The sequence below is a fragment of the Devosia sp. 2618 genome (assembly GCF_040546815.1).
GTDB lineage: Bacteria > Pseudomonadota > Alphaproteobacteria > Rhizobiales > Devosiaceae > Devosia.
In genome coordinates this window covers 3,451,480-3,469,323 of sequence record NZ_JBEPOO010000001.1, presented here as the reverse complement: position 1 = coordinate 3,469,323, position 17,844 = coordinate 3,451,480, and the positions used below count along the sequence as shown (strand labels likewise).

The window sequence follows — 17,844 nt, the reverse complement described above, 5'->3', positions numbered from 1 at the left end:
CCCCTTGAGGGCTTCGAGCCGTCCCGAAGGGCAAATCGCTCCAGTGGAGCGATTTGAGGTGAGAAGGCCATGAGAGCTGTGCTCGAATGGCAAGGAAGCGAGATAGGAGTTAGCTTCAGCTAACTCCGTGATCGAGTAGGGAGGGGGTATCTCTCCGAGAGTACGGTGTGCTTTGCCCACCCCCACCCCCACCCCCGATCATATCCCCTCGCCCCTCAGGGGAGAGGGTTAGGGTGAGGGGTGCAGACCATCAGTCACCCCCAATCAATCCACCACGTCATTCCCGCGCAGGCGTGAATCCCCTTCCATTCCACGCTGACCTGACTGCGCCCTAGACATCCCGCCCCCACCCCGCTCTTATCCGCGCATGACCGACCAAGCCCGATTCCCCGATGTCATGCTGCTCGCCGCGGGCCTCGGCACCCGCATGCGGCCGCTGACCGAAACAACGCCAAAACCGCTGATCGAGGTCGCCGGCATTCCCATGATCGAGCGCGTCATGGCCAATGCGCGCGCCGAGGGTGCCAAGCGGTTTGCGTCCAATGCCCATTATCGCGCCGACCAGATCCTCGCCCATTTCGGGGGCCTGCTGAAGGTCAGCCGCGAAGACGAACTGCTCGGCACCGGCGGCGGCATCAAGCGCGCTCTGCCCATGCTCCATTCCGATCCGATCCTCGTGATGAATACCGACGCCTTCTGGCCCGCCGGATCGGACGCCCCCATAACTCGCATGGTCGCGCGCTACGAGCCCGGCGCCATCGTCCTGCTCTGCGTCCATCCGCGCGACGCCACCGGCTTTGGCCGCAGCCATGATTTTTGCCTGTCGCCCCGCGGTGAAATCACCCGCGATTATGGCGCGCCGGTCATCTATGGCGGCGTGGCCCTCCTCGGCAAAGCCCTGTTCGACACCACGCCCGACGGCCCGTTCTCGCTCACCGACCTGTTCGAAACCGCCCTTGAGCGCGAGGCCCTGTTCGGCGTCGCGCTCGACGCGCCATGGTTCCATGTCGGCGATCCGCAGGCCTTGGCCGAAACCGAACGGCTGCTGCCCAAATGAGCGTTTTTTCCATTGCCCCGCATGCCCCTTTCCTGCGCCTCCTGGCCGAAAAAGTCACCGACGGCACGCTGCTCAATGGCGCCGATCAGAGCCATCCCTTCTGGCTCAGCGATGTCACCATCGTCGTGCCCACCCGCCGCGCGCGGCTTGTGCTGGCCGATGAATTCAGCCGTCTCGGCCACGGCCTGCTGCCCGACATCCGCACCTTTGGCGGTGAGGTCGAGGACGAAGAACCCTTCCTGCCGCCCTTCGATGCCCCCACGCCTCTACCTGCCGCCTCCAGTCTCGAACGGCGCCTCGTGCTGTCGCGGCTGGTCGCCGCCTGGGCCATTTCCGATGCCGGTCAGCAGGCATTTTCCAGCCCGCCCACCGCCGGCGAAATCCTCTCCATGGCCGAATCGCTCGGCCAGCTGATCGATGACCTGCACACCGAAGAGCGCAGCGGCGCCGATATCCGCAACATCATTCCCGAGATCGAGGCCAATCTCGGCGCCTATTGGCAGCAGACGCTGCAATTTCTCGATATCGCGCTGACCTATTGGCCCACTTATCTCGGCGGCAAGGGCCATGCCGACGTCGCGGCCTTGCGCGGCCAACGGCTCGACCGTCAGGCGCTCGCGACGCCCCTGATCTATGGCGACCGCCCGGTCATCGCTGCCGGCTCCACCGGGTCCATTCCGGCCACCGCCCGCCTGCTCAAGGCCATTAATGCCCTGCCGCGCGGCGCCGTCGTGCTGCCGGGCCTTGATTGCGCCATGACCCCGGCGGACCACGCCGCTTTGCTCGACCCGGTCAATAATCCGCACGGCCATCCTCAATATGGTCTGGCGCGCCTGCTGCGAGGCCTCGGCATCGGCGTCGAGGCCGTCACCGAACTGGCAGCACATGATGCGCCGCGCACCATTCTGGTCAATCGCGCTCTGGCGCTGACCAAGGACACCGCCCGCTGGGCCGAAAACCGGCTGCCGCCCGACGATATCGCCACGGCGAGCAATGGCCTCTCGGTCATCCGCGCCCGCAACGAGGACGAAGAGGCCCGCGCCGTCGCCCTCACCGCCCGACAAGCGCTGGAGGACAAAAAAACCGTCGGCATCATCACCCCCGACCGCAATCTCGCGCGCCGCATCGCCGCCGAATTACGGCGTTTTGACATCGTGGTCGATGACGCGGCCGGCGTGCCCCTGTTCCAGTCAGCCGCCGGTCGCCTGCTGCGCCAAATTCTGGCGCTCGCCACCAGCGATTGCGCCGCCGTCGATCTCATGGCGCTACTGCGCAATCGCGCCACCAATTTTGGTCTCGACCGCGCCGATCTCGGCTGCCTCGCCGACGCGGTGGAACTGGGCCTGCTGCGCGGCCAGCGCCCCAATCCGGGTCTCGCCGGCCTGCGCGTCCTGCTCGCGGCCAATCTCGATGGCACGACCAAACACCCGGCCAAAAAACTCAAGCCGGATGATGGCCCCGCCATCGAAGCACTTTTCGTCCGCGTCGAAACGGCGTTGACGCCGCTGCGCACCCTACTGGCCGAAACCAGCATCAGCGCCAGCGCCTTTGCCGCCGCGCTTTGCTCTGCCTTCACCAATGTGGCCGAAGGCGTCGACCTGCCGGGCCGCAAGGAGCTCGACGACTGGGCCCGCCAGATGGCCAGCCACACCGGCGAAGGCCACCACTTCGCCCCCATCCAGCTCGATGGCGTCCTGTCGGCCCTGATGACCGGTTTTCAGGCCCGCACCCGCGAAGACCGCCGCAGCGACATCGCCATCTGGGGCCAGCTCGAAGCCCGCCTGCAGCATCCCGACCTGCTGATTCTGGCCGCGCTCAACGAAGACAAATGGCCTGAGCCCGCCGATCCCGGTCCCTGGCTCAGTCGCGGCATGCGGCTCGCCGCCGGGCTGCAACCGCCCGAACGCCTTCAGGGCCTGGCCGCGCACGATTTCGCCCAAGCAATGGGCAATGCCGAAGTCATCATCAGCTATGCCGACCGGGTCGGCGCCAGCCCCGCCATCGCCTCGCGGCTGGTACAGCGGCTTGAAGCCTTTGCCGGCAAGTCCGCTGTCACCCGATGGCAGGCGGCCGGCCAGCAATGGTTGGTAGAGGCGCGCCGCATCGATGCCGTCACCGAGATCAAGGAAGCGCCGCGCCCGCTGCCCAATCCCCCGGCCGGTCAGCGCCCGCGTGCCCTCTCGGTCACCGAGGTCGAGACGCTGATGCGCTCGCCCTACGATATCTATGCCAAGCATGTCCTGCGCCTGCGCCCCCTCGATCCGCTCGGCGAAGCCCCGGACGCACGCGAGCGCGGCACCATCATCCACGACATTTTCGCCGCCTTCGTCGACACCGGCCATTCCGTCATGGCCCCCGATGCCGCTGACATTCTCGACACCATCGCCAAGGACAAATTCGGCGGCCTCGAATCCATCGCCGAGCGCCGCGACATCTGGCTACGCCGCTTTGCCACCGCCGCCCGCCAATTCCTCGACTATGAACGCAGCCGTGACGCGCTGGTCAAACAGCGCCATGCTGAAATCGACGGCGAATGGACTTTGCACTTGGCGGAAAGCTTCAAGCTGCGCGGCCGCGCCGACCGCGTTGACGAGTTGACCGACGGCACGCTCGAAATCATGGATTTCAAAACCGGCTCGCCCCCCAGCAAAAGCGCCATGCAGGCTTTCGAAGTGCCGCAACTTCTGCTCGAAGCCCAGATGGCCCATGCTGGCAAACTGGACCACGTTACCCCGGCCAAAACCTCGGCGCTCACCTATATCAAGGTCGGCCTCGGCCCCGACGCGTTCATTCCAAAACCCTTCATCGCCGCTGATGGCCATGATGTGATGTCCGCCGCCGACGAGATCGCCCGCCGCATGCAGAGCCATATTGAGCATTTCCTGCTCAGCGACACCCCCATGCCCTCGCGCCTCCTGCCGCTGCCCGGCCAGCGCTTTGCCGGCGCCTATGACCATCTTGCGCGCGTCGCCGAATGGACCGCCGTCGATGGCGAGGAGACGATATGAGCGAGCGTGGCGAACTCAGGGTGCCCTTCGACACCAGCCGCAACCAGGCCCGCGCCGCCGATCCGGGGTGGTCGATCTGGGTGTCGGCCAATGCCGGCTCCGGCAAGACCTTCGTCCTGACGCGCCGCGTGTTGCGCCTGCTGCTGGCCGGCGTCGAGCCGCAGGCCATCTTGTGCCTCACCTATACCAAGGCCGCCGCCGCCGAAATGCGCCGTCGCGTTGCCGATCGGCTGGGTGAATGGGCCGTGATGGACGAAGGCAAACTCGACAAAGAACTCATCGATATCGAGGGCCCGAACTACCCCCATCACCTGCGCGAACGCGCCCGCACCCTCTTCGCCAAAGCGCTCGAAACCCCCGGCGGCCTCAAGATCGTCACCATCCACGCCTTCTGCGAATCGGTTCTCCACCGCTTCCCGCTCGAAGCCCGCGTGCCCTATGATTTCTCGGTCATCGAGGACGACGAGCGCTCGGCCCTCCTGCTCGCTGCCCGCGAGGCGGTGATGGCCCAGGGCATCGGCATCGCCGGCGCCGTCGAAACGCTGTTCGAAACCCTCAGCGACGACCAGATCCGCACCTCAATCGATGCCGCCCTGTCCGATGGCCGCAAGCTCAAGACCGTTTTGGCCGATCCCGCCCGCGCCAAGGCCAATCTGCGCAAACTGGTCGGCGACACGCCCAGCCTGGATCAGCTCAACACCGCCATCATCGCCAACCGGCTGATCGGCCCAACCGAACTGGCCCGCCTCTACGACATCTGCCCGCCCAAGGGCGGCAGCCGCACGCTCGAGGACAAGCTCTCCGCCATCGATCCCGCCGCGCCCAATCCCGCCGCCTGGATGCGCGCCTTCCTCACCGCTGAAGAAGCCGTGCCCGCCCGTTTCCCCGTCAAGGCCATCATCACCGCCGACCCCGATTTGGCCGACACGCTGATCGCTGAAGCCGAGCGCCTTGCCGCCATCGCCGAGGCCCGCCGCGCGGCCGCGCTCGTCGAGCGCAGCGAAGCCCTGCTCGATATCGTCGCCGCCGTCGCCAAACGCTACGAGGACCGCAAGCGCGCTCGCTCGCTGCTCGATTTCGACGATCTGGTAGAAAAACTGGCCGATCTCTTCGAGCATGAATCGGGCGAATGGGTGCGCTACAAGCTCGATGCCGGTATCGACCATATTCTGGTCGATGAAAGCCAGGATACCAATGGCGAACAATGGCGGGTGGTCCGTGCCATCGCCGCCGAATATTTCGCCGGGGCAGGGGCCGTTACTCGCCAGCGCTCGCTCTTTGCCGTGGGCGACCAGAAACAGTCCATCTATTCCTTCCAAGGCGCCGAGCCTGCGCTTTTCGGCGATACCGGCCGCGACTATGGCGGCAAGGCCGCGCTGGTCGACATGCCCTTTGAGCCAGTGCCCCTGCGCACCAGCTTCCGCACCCTGCCCGAAATCCTTGCCGCCGTGGACCTTGTCAGCGCCAATCCCGCCATTCAGTCGGCTTTGCTCGAAGACGAGCCCGTCCATCACGATACCGCCCGTACCATGCGGGGCGGCAGTGTCACGCTCTGGCCGCCGCTGCAACAGGCCGCCGATGCGCCACCGGGAACCGAATGGCCCACGACCGCGCTTGAAACCGAACAAACCGCGCCCCGTCAGGTCGCTGCGCGCATCGCCGGGGAAATCAAGTCCTGGATCGCCACGCGTCGACCACTCACCGGCCGCGGCCGCGCCATCACCGCCGATGACGTCCTGATTCTGGTGCAATCGCGCGGCGCCCTGTTTCAGGAAGTCATCCGCGCCCTGCGTCTGGCCGATCTGCCCACCCCGGGCGCCGACCGGCTCAAGGTCACAGGCCATATCGCCGTCATGGACATGCTGGCGCTTTGCGATGTGCTGCTCAATCCGGCCGACGATTTGCAATTGGCCGCACTGCTACGCTCGCCGCTCTTCGATGTCGACGAGACCGATCTGCACGCGCTGGCCCAGCCGCGCAGCAAGGGCGAAACCCTCTGGCAGGCGCTGGCCCATTGCCCGCTGCCCGCCTGCGCCGATGCCTATGCGACACTCGCCCGCTGGCGCAGCGAGCTCGATTTCGAGCGCCCCTTCGAATTCCTCGCCCAGGTGCTTTACGCCGAACAGGGCCTCAAGCGCTTCCATGCCCGGCTCGGCGCCGAAGTCGATGACGTCTTCGCCGAACTGCTGACCCTGGCGCTCGATCACGAACAGACCGCCCAGCCCTCGCTGCAGGGCTTCGTCACCGGCATGCGTCAGCGCGGCGGCAGCATCAAGCGCGAACTGCCCGAGGCCGGTGGCGGCGTCCGCGTCATGACCGTTCACGGCGCCAAGGGCCTTGAAGCCCCCATCGTCATTCTGGCCGACGCCACCAGCAAGCCGCGCATGCAGATGGTCGGCAAATCGGTCTACGTCACCGCCGATCCGCCCGGACCTCTACTGGTCCATTCCAGCGGCACATCGGGACATCTGGCGACGACGCTGCCGATCAAGCAGGTGGTCGACGACAATATTCTCGCCGAATATTGGCGGCGGCTCTATGTCGGCATGACCCGTGCCGAGGACGAACTCTACGTCACTGGCGCACTGACGCCTGGCTCCGATGCGGGCAAGCAATTGGCCGGTAGCTGGTATGAAGCCATCGAGACCGCGCTGCGGCCCCTTTCGGCCAGCCAGAGCGACAGCGAGGGCCGCGAAGCGGCTTTGGTCTACCCCCGCAACGGGGTTGCACCAAAGCCTGCGGCTGAAAAGACCGTTGCCGCAGCGCTCGCCGATCAGCCACTGGCATTCGACCCGGTCCCGCCGCAGGTCGCCACCACCATCGTCACGCCATCGACCGCTCGTGGCCATGTTGCACCGGTGCTGGCTCTGGACAGCCTCGCCGAACAAGTGCGCGACGCCGATGTGGCACGTCGCGAGGGCATAGCGCTGCACGCTCTGCTGCAGCATCTGGGCCGCGTGGATCGCTCTCTCTGGGATGAGGTCGTACCCAAAGCGCTGCACGCGTTGTTGCCGGACAATGCCGAAAGTCACGACTCCATCGCGACAAAGGCCATCTCCATCCTGACCCGTCCCGAACTTGCGGCGATCCTTGGTCCAAGCAGCCGCGCCGAGGTGCCGTTCCTCATCGATGCTCAACGCGACGGGGAAGATATTCGCCTTGCCGGCCGCATGGACCGGCTGGTGATTGACGACTCGGGGGTAACGGTGGTCGACTACAAGTCCGATGCATCGGTGCCTGCCAGTGCGCAGGACGTGCCCGGGAACTATCTTACCCAGCTCGGATTATATGCGTTGGTTGCAGGTCAGCTTTTCCCCGGACGGACGGTGCGCGCGGCAATACTGTGGACACAACTGGAAACATTGATGTTTTTGCCCTCAGAGCAACTGGCGGCAGGAGCACAGGGCTTCACCATGCGGTGAGTCATCTTGTAGCAGTGCTGGACTCTTCCCAGCTTTAGGCGCACAGAGACCGCCGCTTTCAACCCAAAGGCAAGTAACCATGACTACTCACGTTTCCGACGCCAATTTCGGCGAGGAAGTCCTCAACTCCAAAGAGCCCGTCCTCGTGGATTTCTGGGCGGAGTGGTGCGGGCCGTGCCGCGCAATCGCACCCGTCCTCGACGAGCTTTCGACTGAGCTGGCCGGCAAGGTCAAGATCGTCAAGCTCAACATCGACGAGAACCCTTCGACCACCGTCAAGTATGGCGTCCGCTCGATCCCGACCATGATCCTCTTTAAGGGCGGCGAGGCTGCCGACATGAAGATCGGTGCAGGCACGCCAAAGGCAGGCCTGACCAAGTGGCTCGAGAGCCACGCCGCCTAAGATCAGGCGACGAGAATTCGATGACGCCGTCGGGGCAACCCGGCGGTGTTTTCGTTTGGGGTTTCAGCCACAATATCTTGTGTGCCTTCCCAAACGCACCGACTCTGTCTAGTGTTCATCGCATCTTACCGATGGAGACCAAAATGGGCCAGCATGTGACCGACGCCGACTTCGCCAACCAGGTTCTAGCCTCCGACAAACTGGTGCTGGTCGATTTCTGGGCGGAGTGGTGTGGCCCCTGCAAAGCCATGGACCCAATCCTTGAGCAGGTGGCTGGCGACCTCGCCGACAAGGTCAATATCGTCAAGCTCGACGTCGACAGCAATCCATCGACCGTGACGCAGTACAATGTCCGTGCCATGCCAACGCTGATGATCTTCAAGAACGGCCAGCCGGTCGACATGAAGGTCGGCGCCGGCCAGTCGCGCGTCCAGCTGGTCAAATGGCTGGAAACCCACGCCGCCTGATCGAACGCTCCGATAGGCTCAGGAAGTTGCCATCAATCTGGCGGCGTCCCGTTCCGCGCCAGCACGTCGCCCGCCAGATACAACGACCCGCAGATCAGCACGCGGGCATTGGGGACGGCAGTGGCGGCCTTAAGCGCCGTCACCACCGACTTCATGGGCCGCGCTGCAAAGCCGGCCCATTGTGCTTGTGCCGCAATGTAGTCGGCCGGATGGGCATTGGCCTCGCCCGGAATTGTCAGCGTCAGAACTTCCGTCACCTGTCCCGCGAACGGCGCCAGAAACTCGGCCGGCGCCCGGGTATTCATCATTCCCATGATCAGCACCAACGGTGCAGGTCGCCGCGCATTCATTTCCGACAGTGCCTGCGCCAGCGCAGCTGCGCCATGAGCATTGTGGCCCCCATCGAGCCATAGCTCGGAGCCTGCAGGCAGCAGGTCGCGCAGCTTGCCGCGCAGGGGCGCCAGCCGGGCTGGCCAGGTCACCTGACGTAGGCCACGCTCAAACGCTGCCTCGTCCACCGGCAGCCCGAAATGGCGGCTGGCGGCAACCGCCAGTGCAGCATTGTCGAACTGATGCGCGCCAAGCAGGGCCGGCGGCGGCAGGTCGAGCAACCCATCGTCATCCTGATATACCAGCCGTCCATCCTGCTGCTGGCCGTGGAAGTCCTCACCCTGCCATAGGGGGGTAATGCCGAGCCGACGCGCCACGCGGTCGAGCACCGTATGGGCCTCGTCGCGCTGCAAGCCGACAACGGCCTTGCTGCCTCGCTTGAAGATGCCGGCTTTGTTGGACGCGATCTCGCTTATCGTATTGCCCAAAAAGCCCTGATGGTCGAAGTCGATCGGCGTGATGATCGTGCCCAGTGGTTGGCGCACCACATTAGTGGTGTCGTAAATGCCGCCCATGCCGGTCTCGAGCAGCAGATAGTCGGCCGGTGTCTCGGCGTAGAGCAGGAACGCGGTGGCGGTGGTGATCTCGAAAAAGGTGATCGGCCGCCCGGCATTGACCGTTTCGACCCGCTCCAGCGCCGCATTGAGCCGTCGCGTGCTCACCAGCGTTCCGGCTAGGCGGATGCGCTCGTTGAAATGCACCAGATGGGGGGAATTATAGACGTGCACCCGCTGCCCGGCGGCCTCAAGAAACGCCCGCAGATAGGCGATGGTCGAGCCCTTGGCATTGGTCCCGGCCACATGGATCACCGGCGGCAGATGCTCATGCGGGCTGCCCAGCGCTTCCAGCAAAGGCAGGATGCGGTCGAGGCTGAGATCGATCAGCTTTGGATGAAGCGCGGACAGACGCGCCAGAATGGCATCGGTGCGGGACATGACGGACTCACCAGCAGGACTAGACCCCTGAGGTAGCCCCTAACGGTCGGCGGCTCAATGGCTCCGCCAGCCACGAGGTCAGAACTCAGCCCATTCCTTGTCCACGGCCGCATTGCCATGGCTGAGATAGCTGCCTGCAGCGGTCCGCAAACGCTCCTGCACGGCGCGTGCACCTGTGACAGGTGGCGCCACAGGCTTGGGGGCAACTTCAACGATGCGGTCATCGACGGTAAAAACGTCGACGATATCGTCGAGTTCACGCGCCTGCGCCTCGGTCTGCTCGATGGCGGCATTGGTTTGCTCAACCAGAGCCGCATTGTGCTGGGTCATCTCGTCCAATTGCCGGACGGCGATATTGACCTGCTCGATGGCACCGGCCTGCTCGTGGCTGTCGCGTGAGATGTCCTCGAGCGCCACGGTGTTGTCGCGAATAGCGCTGAGCACACCGCCCAGTTTTGACGCCGCGTCGGCCACCAGCTTGCTGCCCCCGCGCACCTCATTGGTCGATTGCTCGATCAGCTTCTTGATGTCGGACGATGCGCTGGCGGCCGATTGGGCCAGGCGTCGCACTTCGACGGCCACCACGGCAAAGCCCTTGCCGGCATCGCCGGCGCGCGCCGCTTCCACCGAGGCGTTGAGCGCCAGCAGGTTGGTCTGGAATGCCACGTCATCGATCAGACCGATGATGTTGGAAATCTTGAGCGACGAGCTGGTGATACGCTCCATTGCCTCGGTCGCCTGGCCCATCACGGCGCCGCTGGCTTCGGCATTGGCGGAAACTGACTTGGCCTGCTTGCTGGCGCGTTCGGCCTTTTGCGCATTGTCCATCACTGTGCTGGCCAATTGCTCCACGGCAGAAGAGGTTTCTTCGATGGTTGCGGCCTGTTTGGTGGTGCGTTCGGACAGGTCGTTGGCGCCCGCCAGCAATTCCTGCGTGGCTGTCTTGAGCGCGCCCGAGGTCGAGCGCAGGTGCCCGACAATATCGCCGAGCTTTTCGGCGACCATATTGGTGTCATCCTTGAGCCGGGCAAAGGCGCCTTGATACGCGCCCTCAACGCGGCGCGTCAGGTCGGTCTCGGCCAGCGCTGCAAGCACTTCGCCGGTTTCGCCAATGCCGCGATCGACGGTATCGACCAGCGAATTGACCGAGCGCGCAAGCCTGTTGAGCTCGGCGTCCATGAACTCCTCGTTCACCCGGCGCGAGAAATCGCCGGCATTGGCCGCGTCAACCACATCGCCAAAGGCGCGCTGCAGGCTGGTCATCATGCGGCTGCGCTCTGCCTGGCTGGCCAGAATCTGGACGGCCTCGGCCTCGGTCATCTGCGCAACCTTCTGCCCGTTTTCGCGGAACACTTCGACAGCGCGCGCCATGGCGCCCACTTCGTCGCTACGGTCGGCGTCGCGCACTTCCACTTCAAGGTCGCCTTCGGCCAGTTCCTTCATGGTGCGGGTCAGGCGGGTAATGGGCGTGGTGATCGAATAGGAAAACCACAGGCCCAGTGCCGCAACAACGGCGAGCAGGGCCGCGCCGATCCCGAGCATGGTGTTGCGCATATGGGTGATTGGGGCGAGCACCTCGTCCGAAGCCATCACCGCGACCGCTGCCCAGTTCTGCCCGGGCGTGGTGATCGGCGCGGCCGCAACCAGCAAATTGGTGGCGCGATAGTCGGTGGTTTCGCCGTCCGCGGGAACGCCGGCCAGCGCCGTGTCCAGCATGGGACCTGCGAAGGCAGTCGTCAGTACGTCGCTCTGGGCGCTAAAGATCGAGTCGGTGCGCAGCCAGCCATCGGCGCCCACCACCAGCACTTCGCCAGTTTCGCCGAGCCCAGTGCGGTCGCCGATAACGGCGTCAAGCCGCTCGGATGGCAATTGAATGGCCAGCACGCCGACCTTACGGCCCTGAACGTTAAACACTGGCTTAGCAAAAAAGCTCTCGGGTTGTCCGGATGCTGCCGCATAGGGCGCAAAATCGGCAAAGGCGATATCGTTTGGCGTCTCGATAGCGACCGCCTGCTGGAACACCTGACCGAGCCCCGACGAAGCCATTGGACCGCCTTCGGCAAAGCTGGTGCCGAAATCGGCCGCCTTGTTGACCGAATAGACTAGGGCGCCCTTGAGATCGAACAGATAGAAATCGCCATAGCCGCGCGCCTGAACCTGCGCCCGGAAGCCCGGGTGGAACCGAGTGTGGGTCACGTCATAAGCGCCGGTCGTACCCAGCGTTTCGAGCGCCGCGAGATCAGCCTTGTTCGCATTGTCGTCGACATAAATCTGGCGCACTTCGGCGGTCGGATCGACCTTGAACTGCAGCCAGGCGCCGCCAAAGTCGCGGAGCGCCTGGATTGTGGCTTCGGAGCGCGAGGTCGCGACCAGATCGTCTTCTACCGCCGCCAGATAGGTCGAGACCTGATTGGCGCGCTCATTGGCCAGCGTCATCAGATTGGTTTCGGCCGACTGGCGCAATCCGTCGCTGCCAATCAAGTAGCTCGCTACCCCAACTCCGAGGCTGACCAGCAGCGCAGATCCGAGCAGGGCAAGCGGCAGCTTGCGAGCAATTGGCATCGAGAATTTCGACATTTTTCCACCCAATCTTGGCGCCGCCGATGTGTCCCGGCAGTCACGCAAGATCAATGTAGGATTAATGTCCTTAAATGCTCGTAAAGACCCTTATTCGGCGTGGGCGCCCGCTGGCGGGATCAGCAAATCGCCATCATCACCCTCGGCAGCAATCGCTGCGTCGCGCAATGTCGAACGCCCTGCAGACGGTGCCACGGCGGTCACGGCCTCTGGCGCATCGGCCTTTGCAAAGATCGCCGAAAGCGAACCAATGGTCGAACGCAGGTTGTGGCGATGCACCACCATGTCGATCATGCCATGCTCGTGGAGATATTCCGAGCGCTGGAACCCCTTGGGCAGCTTTTCGCGGATGGTCTGCTCGATGACGCGGGCGCCGGCAAAGCCGATGCGGGCGCCCGGCTCGGCCAGATGCACATCGCCTAGCATGGCATAGGAGGCGGTCACCCCGCCCAATGTCGGATCTGTAAAGACCACGAAGAAAGGCAGGCCTGCTTCGCGCAGGCGCAGCACGGCAACGGTGGTGCGCGGCATCTGCATCAGGCTGAGCACGCCTTCCTGCATGCGCGCGCCGCCCGAAGCGACGAACAGCACGAAGGGGGTCTTGCGATTGGCTGCGGTTTCAAGGCCGGTGATGATGCCCTGACCGGCGGCCATGCCGAGCGAGCCGCCCATGAAATCGAAATCCTGGATGGCGACGGTAGTGTCGCGGCCCAGCAGCTTGCCGGTCGCCACGATCACAGAATCGTCAAACCCGGTCTTGGCCCGGTTTTCCTTGAGGCGGTCGGTATACCGCTTCTGGTCGCGGAATTTCAGCGGATCAACCGGCACGCCAGCGACTGGCACAAGCTTATAGGCGCCATCATCGAGGAAGGTCTTGAGCCGATCTGTCGGCTTGATCTTCATGTGATAGCCCGAATTCGGCACGACCCACTGGTTCGCTTCGAGATCGCGATAGAACACCATCTCGCCGGACTCTGGGTCCTTGACCCAAAGGTTCTCGCCGATGTCGCGCTTCTGTCCGAGGATGGAGCGGATTTTGGGGCGGACGAAGTTATCGATCCAGTTCATGGCAAAGCCTCTCGAAGGGACTGATGGGTCACCTAGGGGTCAATTGTGGCAATTCTTATCAGGGCAGGGGGCGAAGGGCAAAGCCCGTCGCGTGCTTATCCCCGCGCGCGCTTCACGCCGGCAGCCAGATCGGCCACGATGTCACGCACCGCTGAAACGGTCTTGTCGGTCGCCTTACCGTCCACCAGCGATCTGGCAACGGCATCGACCAGCACCGAGCCAACGACGATGCCGTCGGCATGCTTGCCGATATCGGCGGCGTCTTCGGCGGTCTTGATGCCAAAGCCAACGGCAACCGGCAGATCGGTATGGCTTTTGATGCGCTCGACCGCTTCGCCAACTGCGCCACGCGACTTGATCGCCGCGCCAGTTACGCCGGTCATCGACACGTAATAGACAAAGCCCGAGGTGTTTTTCAGCACAGCCGGCAGGCGCTTGTCGTCGGTGGTCGGGGTGGTGAGGCGGATGAAGTTGATACCCGCCTTGAGCGCGGGCAGGCAAAGCTCGTCGTCTTCTTCCGGTGGCAGATCAACGATGATCAGGCCGTCAACGCCGGCGTCCTTTGCCGCGGCCAGGAACTTGTCGACGCCAAAAATATAGATCGGGTTGTAATAGCCCATCAAAACGATCGGCGTATTCTCGTCCTTGCGACGGAAGTCTTCGACCATGCCGAGCACGCCACGCAGTGTCTGCCCGCTGGCCAGTGCCCGCTGTCCGCCAAGCTGGATGGCAACGCCATCGGCCATCGGGTCGGAAAAAGGCATGCCCAGTTCGATAATGTCCGCACCCGCCTGCGGCAGTGCTTCAAGAATAGCCTGCCCCGTCGCCAGATCGGGATCGCCGCCCATGACGAAGGTCACGAGGGCCGGACGGTTCACTGCCTTGAGTTCGGCGAAGCGCTTTTCGATACGAGAAGTCATGACCTACAGCAGCCCCAGATGTTTGCCGACGCTTTCGACGTCCTTGTCGCCACGCCCGGACAGGCACAGCACGATCGACTGATCCTTGCCCATGGTCGGCGCAACCTTCATCACCTGCGCCAGCCCGTGAGCCGATTCTAGCGCCGGAATGATGCCTTCAAGACGCGTGCACAGCTGGAAGGCATCGAGCGCCTCATTGTCGGTGATCGGCGCATAGGTCACGCGCTTGCTGTCGTGCAGATACGAGTGCTCGGGGCCAACGCCCGGATAGTCGAGACCGGCCGAAATCGAATGGCCCTCAAGAATTTGGCCGTCGGCATCCTGCAGCAGATAGGTACGGTTGCCATGCAGCACGCCGGGGCGGCCGCCGGTCATCGAGGCGGCGTGGCCATTGTCGGTGTCGATGCCATGGCCGCCGGCCTCCGCACCATAAATGGCGACGGATGGGTCATCGAGGAAAGCATGGAACGTGCCGATGGCATTGGAGCCGCCACCAACGCAGGCAACGATGGCGTCAGGCAGTTTGCCTTCGGCTTCCTTGAACTGTTCCTTGAGTTCGCGGCCGATCACCGACTGGAAATCGCGCACCATCTCTGGATAGGGATGGGGACCAGCGGCGGTGCCGATCAGGTAATAGGTGCTTTCGACATTGGTCACCCAGTCGCGCAGCGCCTCGTTCATGGCGTCCTTGAGCGTACCGGCACCAGCGGTCACGGGACGCACTTCAGCGCCCAGCATCTTCATGCGCAACACGTTGGGCATCTGCCGCTCGACGTCGGTCGCGCCCATGAAAATGGTGCAGGGCAGGTCAAACTTGGCACAGACCGTTGCCGTCGCCACGCCATGCTGGCCCGCGCCGGTCTCGGCAATGATGCGAGTCTTGCCCATGCGCTTGGCGAGCAGAATCTGGCCGACGCAATTGTTGATCTTGTGGCTGCCGGTATGGTTGAGCTCTTCGCGCTTGAACCAGACTTTTGCGCCGCCGAGATGGTCGGTCAGGCGCTTGGCGAAATAGAGCGGGCTGGGCCGGCCGACATAGTGCACGGCCAGATCGTCAAGCTCTTCCTTGAAGGCCGGATCGATCTTGGCGGCGCGATAGTGCGCTTCGAGATCGAGGATCAGCGGCATCAGCGTTTCGGCGACGAATCTGCCGCCGTAAAGGCCAAAACGCCCATGCTCGTCCGGGCCGTTGCGCAATGAATTGATGCCGTCGGTATCCACGAGGTCCATCCTTATCAATATCTGGCCGCAACCGGCCAGAACCGGGAGGACCTTGAGCTTATTCGGCGGCGCGGGCGTTGCGGATGAACGCTTCGATCAGGCGCTTGTCCTTGACGCCCGGCGCGCTCTCCACCCCAGAGGACACATCCACCCCAAAGGGGCGAACCGTCTTGATGGCCTCGGCAACCGTCTTTGGCGTCAGGCCCCCGGAAAGCATGAAGGGGATGGACGGGTCAAGCGCCTTGAGCAGGGTCCAGTCAAAGGTTTCGCCCAGACCACCGGGTCGGTCGGCGCCTTTAGGTGGCTTGGCATCGACCAGAATTCGGTCAGCGACGTCCGTGAAACCGGCAATATGGGCGACATCTTCGGCCGACCCGATGGGCACGGCCTTGATGACTTCGATCCCCGCTTCGGCGCGAATGGCTTCGACGCGATGCGGCGATTCCGGGCCATGCAGCTGTATCCAGTCCGGGCCGAGGGCTGCGACTTCAGCGACGCAGCTATTGTCAGGATTGACCAGCAGAACGCAGGTCTCGACCCGACCGCGCGCGGCCGAAATCAGATTGGCGATCTCCTCGATGGAGACGTGGCGCGGTGATCGAGGGAAATGCACGAAGCCCACCATATCGGCGCCGGCTGCGATTGCCGTGTCCAGAATGTCGAGGGTTTTGATGCCACAGATTTTGATGACGAGAGGGTCGGCCATCGTATTGCTCAGCGAAGCTCCAGGAGATCGTCGACTTCGGTATTGGGGCCGGGCGTGGCCTGCCCCTGTTTGCGGCGCAAGCCTTCCAGCTCGGCGTTAAGCGCATAGGCCTCGCGCCGCCAATGCTTTTCGCGGCGGCGATGGCGGCCCTGCGCAAACCAGGTTGCGGTGCCGCCCAACAGCACGCCGACCAGCAGCATGACGTACAGAACCACGAACAGCGGAATGCCAAAGCCCGGCATTACCGTTGCATCCACGGTCACGAATGGATTGAAATTAACGACTACGAAATGCCGATTGGCCAGGGCGATAATAATCAGCCCGAGGCAAAACGGAACCAGCACAACCCAGCCGACGATTTTGTTGACCATTAGTCGCCTTAGTCCGTTGGAGCCGTGGCTCCGTTACGAGCGGTTTAGCCGCTCGCGGATTTCCTTGCCAGCCTTGAATTGCGGCACATATTTTTCGCCCACATCGACCTGTTCGCCGGTGCGGGGGTTGCGGCCGACACGCGCTGGACGGTTCTTGACCGAAAAGGCCCCGAAGCCACGTAGCTCAACCCGGTCTCCGCGCGCCATGGCGTCGCCGATTTCGTCCAGGATCGCGTTCACGATATTCTCGATATCACGCTGAAACAAATGCGGATTTTCCGCCGCAAGTTTCTCGACGAGTTCCGACTTGATCATCCCAGACTCCGGATTTGACCGTCTGCCCCCTATAGGGCGGTGCCAACCTGCCAAAGCGAGACCAGCCCGTCAAGCGTGATAGGGCCATCCGGCAAACCAAGCGCGGCACGGGCCTGACTATTCATGAACGTGCCTAACAGGTCAAACCCCTGCTGTGGCTTAGGCCAGACGGTGTAGACCGTCAGGTCCTTGGGGACTTCGCGGGCGCTTTCGAGCCAGGCGATGGCTTCGAGTTCGCCGCCGATTTCGTCGATCAGCCCGCTCTCGACCCCGACGCGGCCCGTGACAATTCGCCCATCAGACAAGGCAAGCGTGGCCGGGCGCGACAGACCACGCCGCTCCGCGACAATATCGACAAACCACTGAAAGCTGTCATCGACCAGCGCGGCAATCGACGCGCGCGGGGCGCCTTCCATCGGCTCGTTGATGTCCGGCTCGGCCTTGAGTGGGCCGGAAGCGACCTTGTCGAGATCAACACCAATGGTGTCGAGCAGTTTGCCAGCATTGATGTGCTGATAGAGCACGCCGATCGAGCCAACGATGGACAGTCGCCGCGCAAAGATGCGGTCGGTGCCAATGGCCGTCATATAGGCGGCCGAGGCACCTAGCTCCTTGATCACCGACACAGTCGGCGTGGCAGCGCGCAATTGCATCAGCGCTTCGTATAGCTCTTCGCCGCCTGCGGTCGTGCCGCCGGGCGAATTGATCGCGATGATCACGGCTTTGACGGCAGCCAGCGCCTCGATAGCCGCCAGCCGACCCGGATCGGTGGTGATCGTGCCATCAATCACCAGCCGCGCAATGTGATCGCCGCCACCTGCCTGCGGCAGCGCAAAGCGGCCAATGCCAACCAGAACGACCAGCGCCAACAGGACAAACGCAAAAATGCGCCAGCGGCCGCGCGAGCGCCGAAAGGTTTCCGAAGCGACCGCCGTATGGGGATCAGCCGGGCGCACAGGGTCTGCAATTGTTTGGTCGGTCATC

The 17,844-nt window shown here is 63.6% G+C and carries 14 protein-coding genes; 5 read left to right on the top strand and 9 right to left on the bottom strand.

The window, feature by feature from the left end:
* Positions 1-367: 367 nt before the first annotated feature.
* From ABIE28_RS17140 to trxA (ABIE28_RS17120), 5 genes are all read left to right on the top strand, one after another.
* Positions 368-1,057 (top strand): nucleotidyltransferase family protein, encoded by a 690-nt coding sequence (locus tag ABIE28_RS17140; RefSeq protein WP_354065022.1) that lies wholly within the window; start codon positions 368-370, stop codon positions 1,055-1,057.
* Complete coding sequence (gene addB, locus ABIE28_RS17135; protein WP_354065020.1) at positions 1,054-4,065, top strand: double-strand break repair protein AddB; 3,012 nt, start codon at positions 1,054-1,056, stop codon at positions 4,063-4,065. The genes ABIE28_RS17140 and addB overlap by 4 nt, the downstream gene beginning before the upstream one ends.
* On the top strand, positions 4,062-7,487 hold the full coding sequence (gene addA, locus ABIE28_RS17130) for a double-strand break repair helicase AddA (RefSeq protein WP_354065018.1): 3,426 nt from the start codon (positions 4,062-4,064) through the stop codon (positions 7,485-7,487). Before addB ends, addA begins: the two co-directional genes overlap by 4 nt.
* A gap of 79 nt (positions 7,488-7,566) precedes the next feature.
* Positions 7,567-7,890, top strand: coding sequence for a thioredoxin (trxA, locus tag ABIE28_RS17125; protein WP_092179020.1), 324 nt, complete (start codon positions 7,567-7,569; stop codon positions 7,888-7,890).
* A 143-nt stretch (positions 7,891-8,033) separates the two neighbouring features.
* Entirely contained in the window at positions 8,034-8,357 is a 324-nt protein-coding gene (gene trxA, locus ABIE28_RS17120) for a thioredoxin (RefSeq protein ID WP_354065016.1), read from the top strand.
* Positions 8,358-8,389: 32 nt separating this feature from the next.
* Here the strand turns inward: trxA (ABIE28_RS17120) and ABIE28_RS17115 are convergent, their stop codons facing one another.
* The 9 genes from ABIE28_RS17115 to ABIE28_RS17075 form a co-directional block, all read right to left on the bottom strand.
* Positions 8,390-9,682: a bifunctional folylpolyglutamate synthase/dihydrofolate synthase gene (locus ABIE28_RS17115; protein ID WP_354065014.1), complete on the bottom strand. Its 1,293-nt coding sequence runs from the start codon at positions 9,680-9,682 to the stop codon at positions 8,390-8,392.
* Between the two features lie 78 nt (positions 9,683-9,760).
* Positions 9,761-12,259, bottom strand: coding sequence for a methyl-accepting chemotaxis protein (locus tag ABIE28_RS17110; protein ID WP_354065012.1), 2,499 nt, complete (start codon positions 12,257-12,259; stop codon positions 9,761-9,763).
* 90 nt (positions 12,260-12,349) lie between these two features.
* On the bottom strand, positions 12,350-13,327 hold the full coding sequence (accD, locus tag ABIE28_RS17105) for an acetyl-CoA carboxylase, carboxyltransferase subunit beta (protein WP_354065010.1): 978 nt from the start codon (positions 13,325-13,327) through the stop codon (positions 12,350-12,352).
* Between the two features lie 95 nt (positions 13,328-13,422).
* Entirely contained in the window at positions 13,423-14,247 is an 825-nt protein-coding gene (trpA, locus tag ABIE28_RS17100) for a tryptophan synthase subunit alpha (protein WP_354065008.1), read from the bottom strand.
* 3 nt (positions 14,248-14,250) lie between these two features.
* Positions 14,251-15,468 carry a tryptophan synthase subunit beta gene (gene trpB, locus ABIE28_RS17095; RefSeq protein WP_502913404.1) on the bottom strand — a complete coding sequence of 406 codons (1,218 nt, stop codon included), beginning with the start codon at positions 15,466-15,468 and terminating at the stop codon, positions 14,251-14,253.
* 58 nt (positions 15,469-15,526) lie between these two features.
* Positions 15,527-16,174 (bottom strand): phosphoribosylanthranilate isomerase, encoded by a 648-nt coding sequence (locus ABIE28_RS17090; protein ID WP_354065004.1) that lies wholly within the window; start codon positions 16,172-16,174, stop codon positions 15,527-15,529.
* Positions 16,175-16,182: 8 nt separating this feature from the next.
* Entirely contained in the window at positions 16,183-16,545 is a 363-nt protein-coding gene (locus ABIE28_RS17085; protein WP_354065002.1) for a lipopolysaccharide assembly protein LapA domain-containing protein, read from the bottom strand.
* Positions 16,546-16,578: 33 nt separating this feature from the next.
* Positions 16,579-16,860, bottom strand: coding sequence for an integration host factor subunit beta (locus ABIE28_RS17080; protein WP_035099264.1), 282 nt, complete (start codon positions 16,858-16,860; stop codon positions 16,579-16,581).
* Positions 16,861-16,889: 29 nt separating this feature from the next.
* The gene (locus ABIE28_RS17075; protein ID WP_354064999.1) at positions 16,890-17,843 is read right to left on the bottom strand and encodes a S49 family peptidase; all 954 of its coding nucleotides are present in this window, start codon (positions 17,841-17,843) and stop codon (positions 16,890-16,892) included.
* Position 17,844 lies beyond the last annotated feature (1 nt).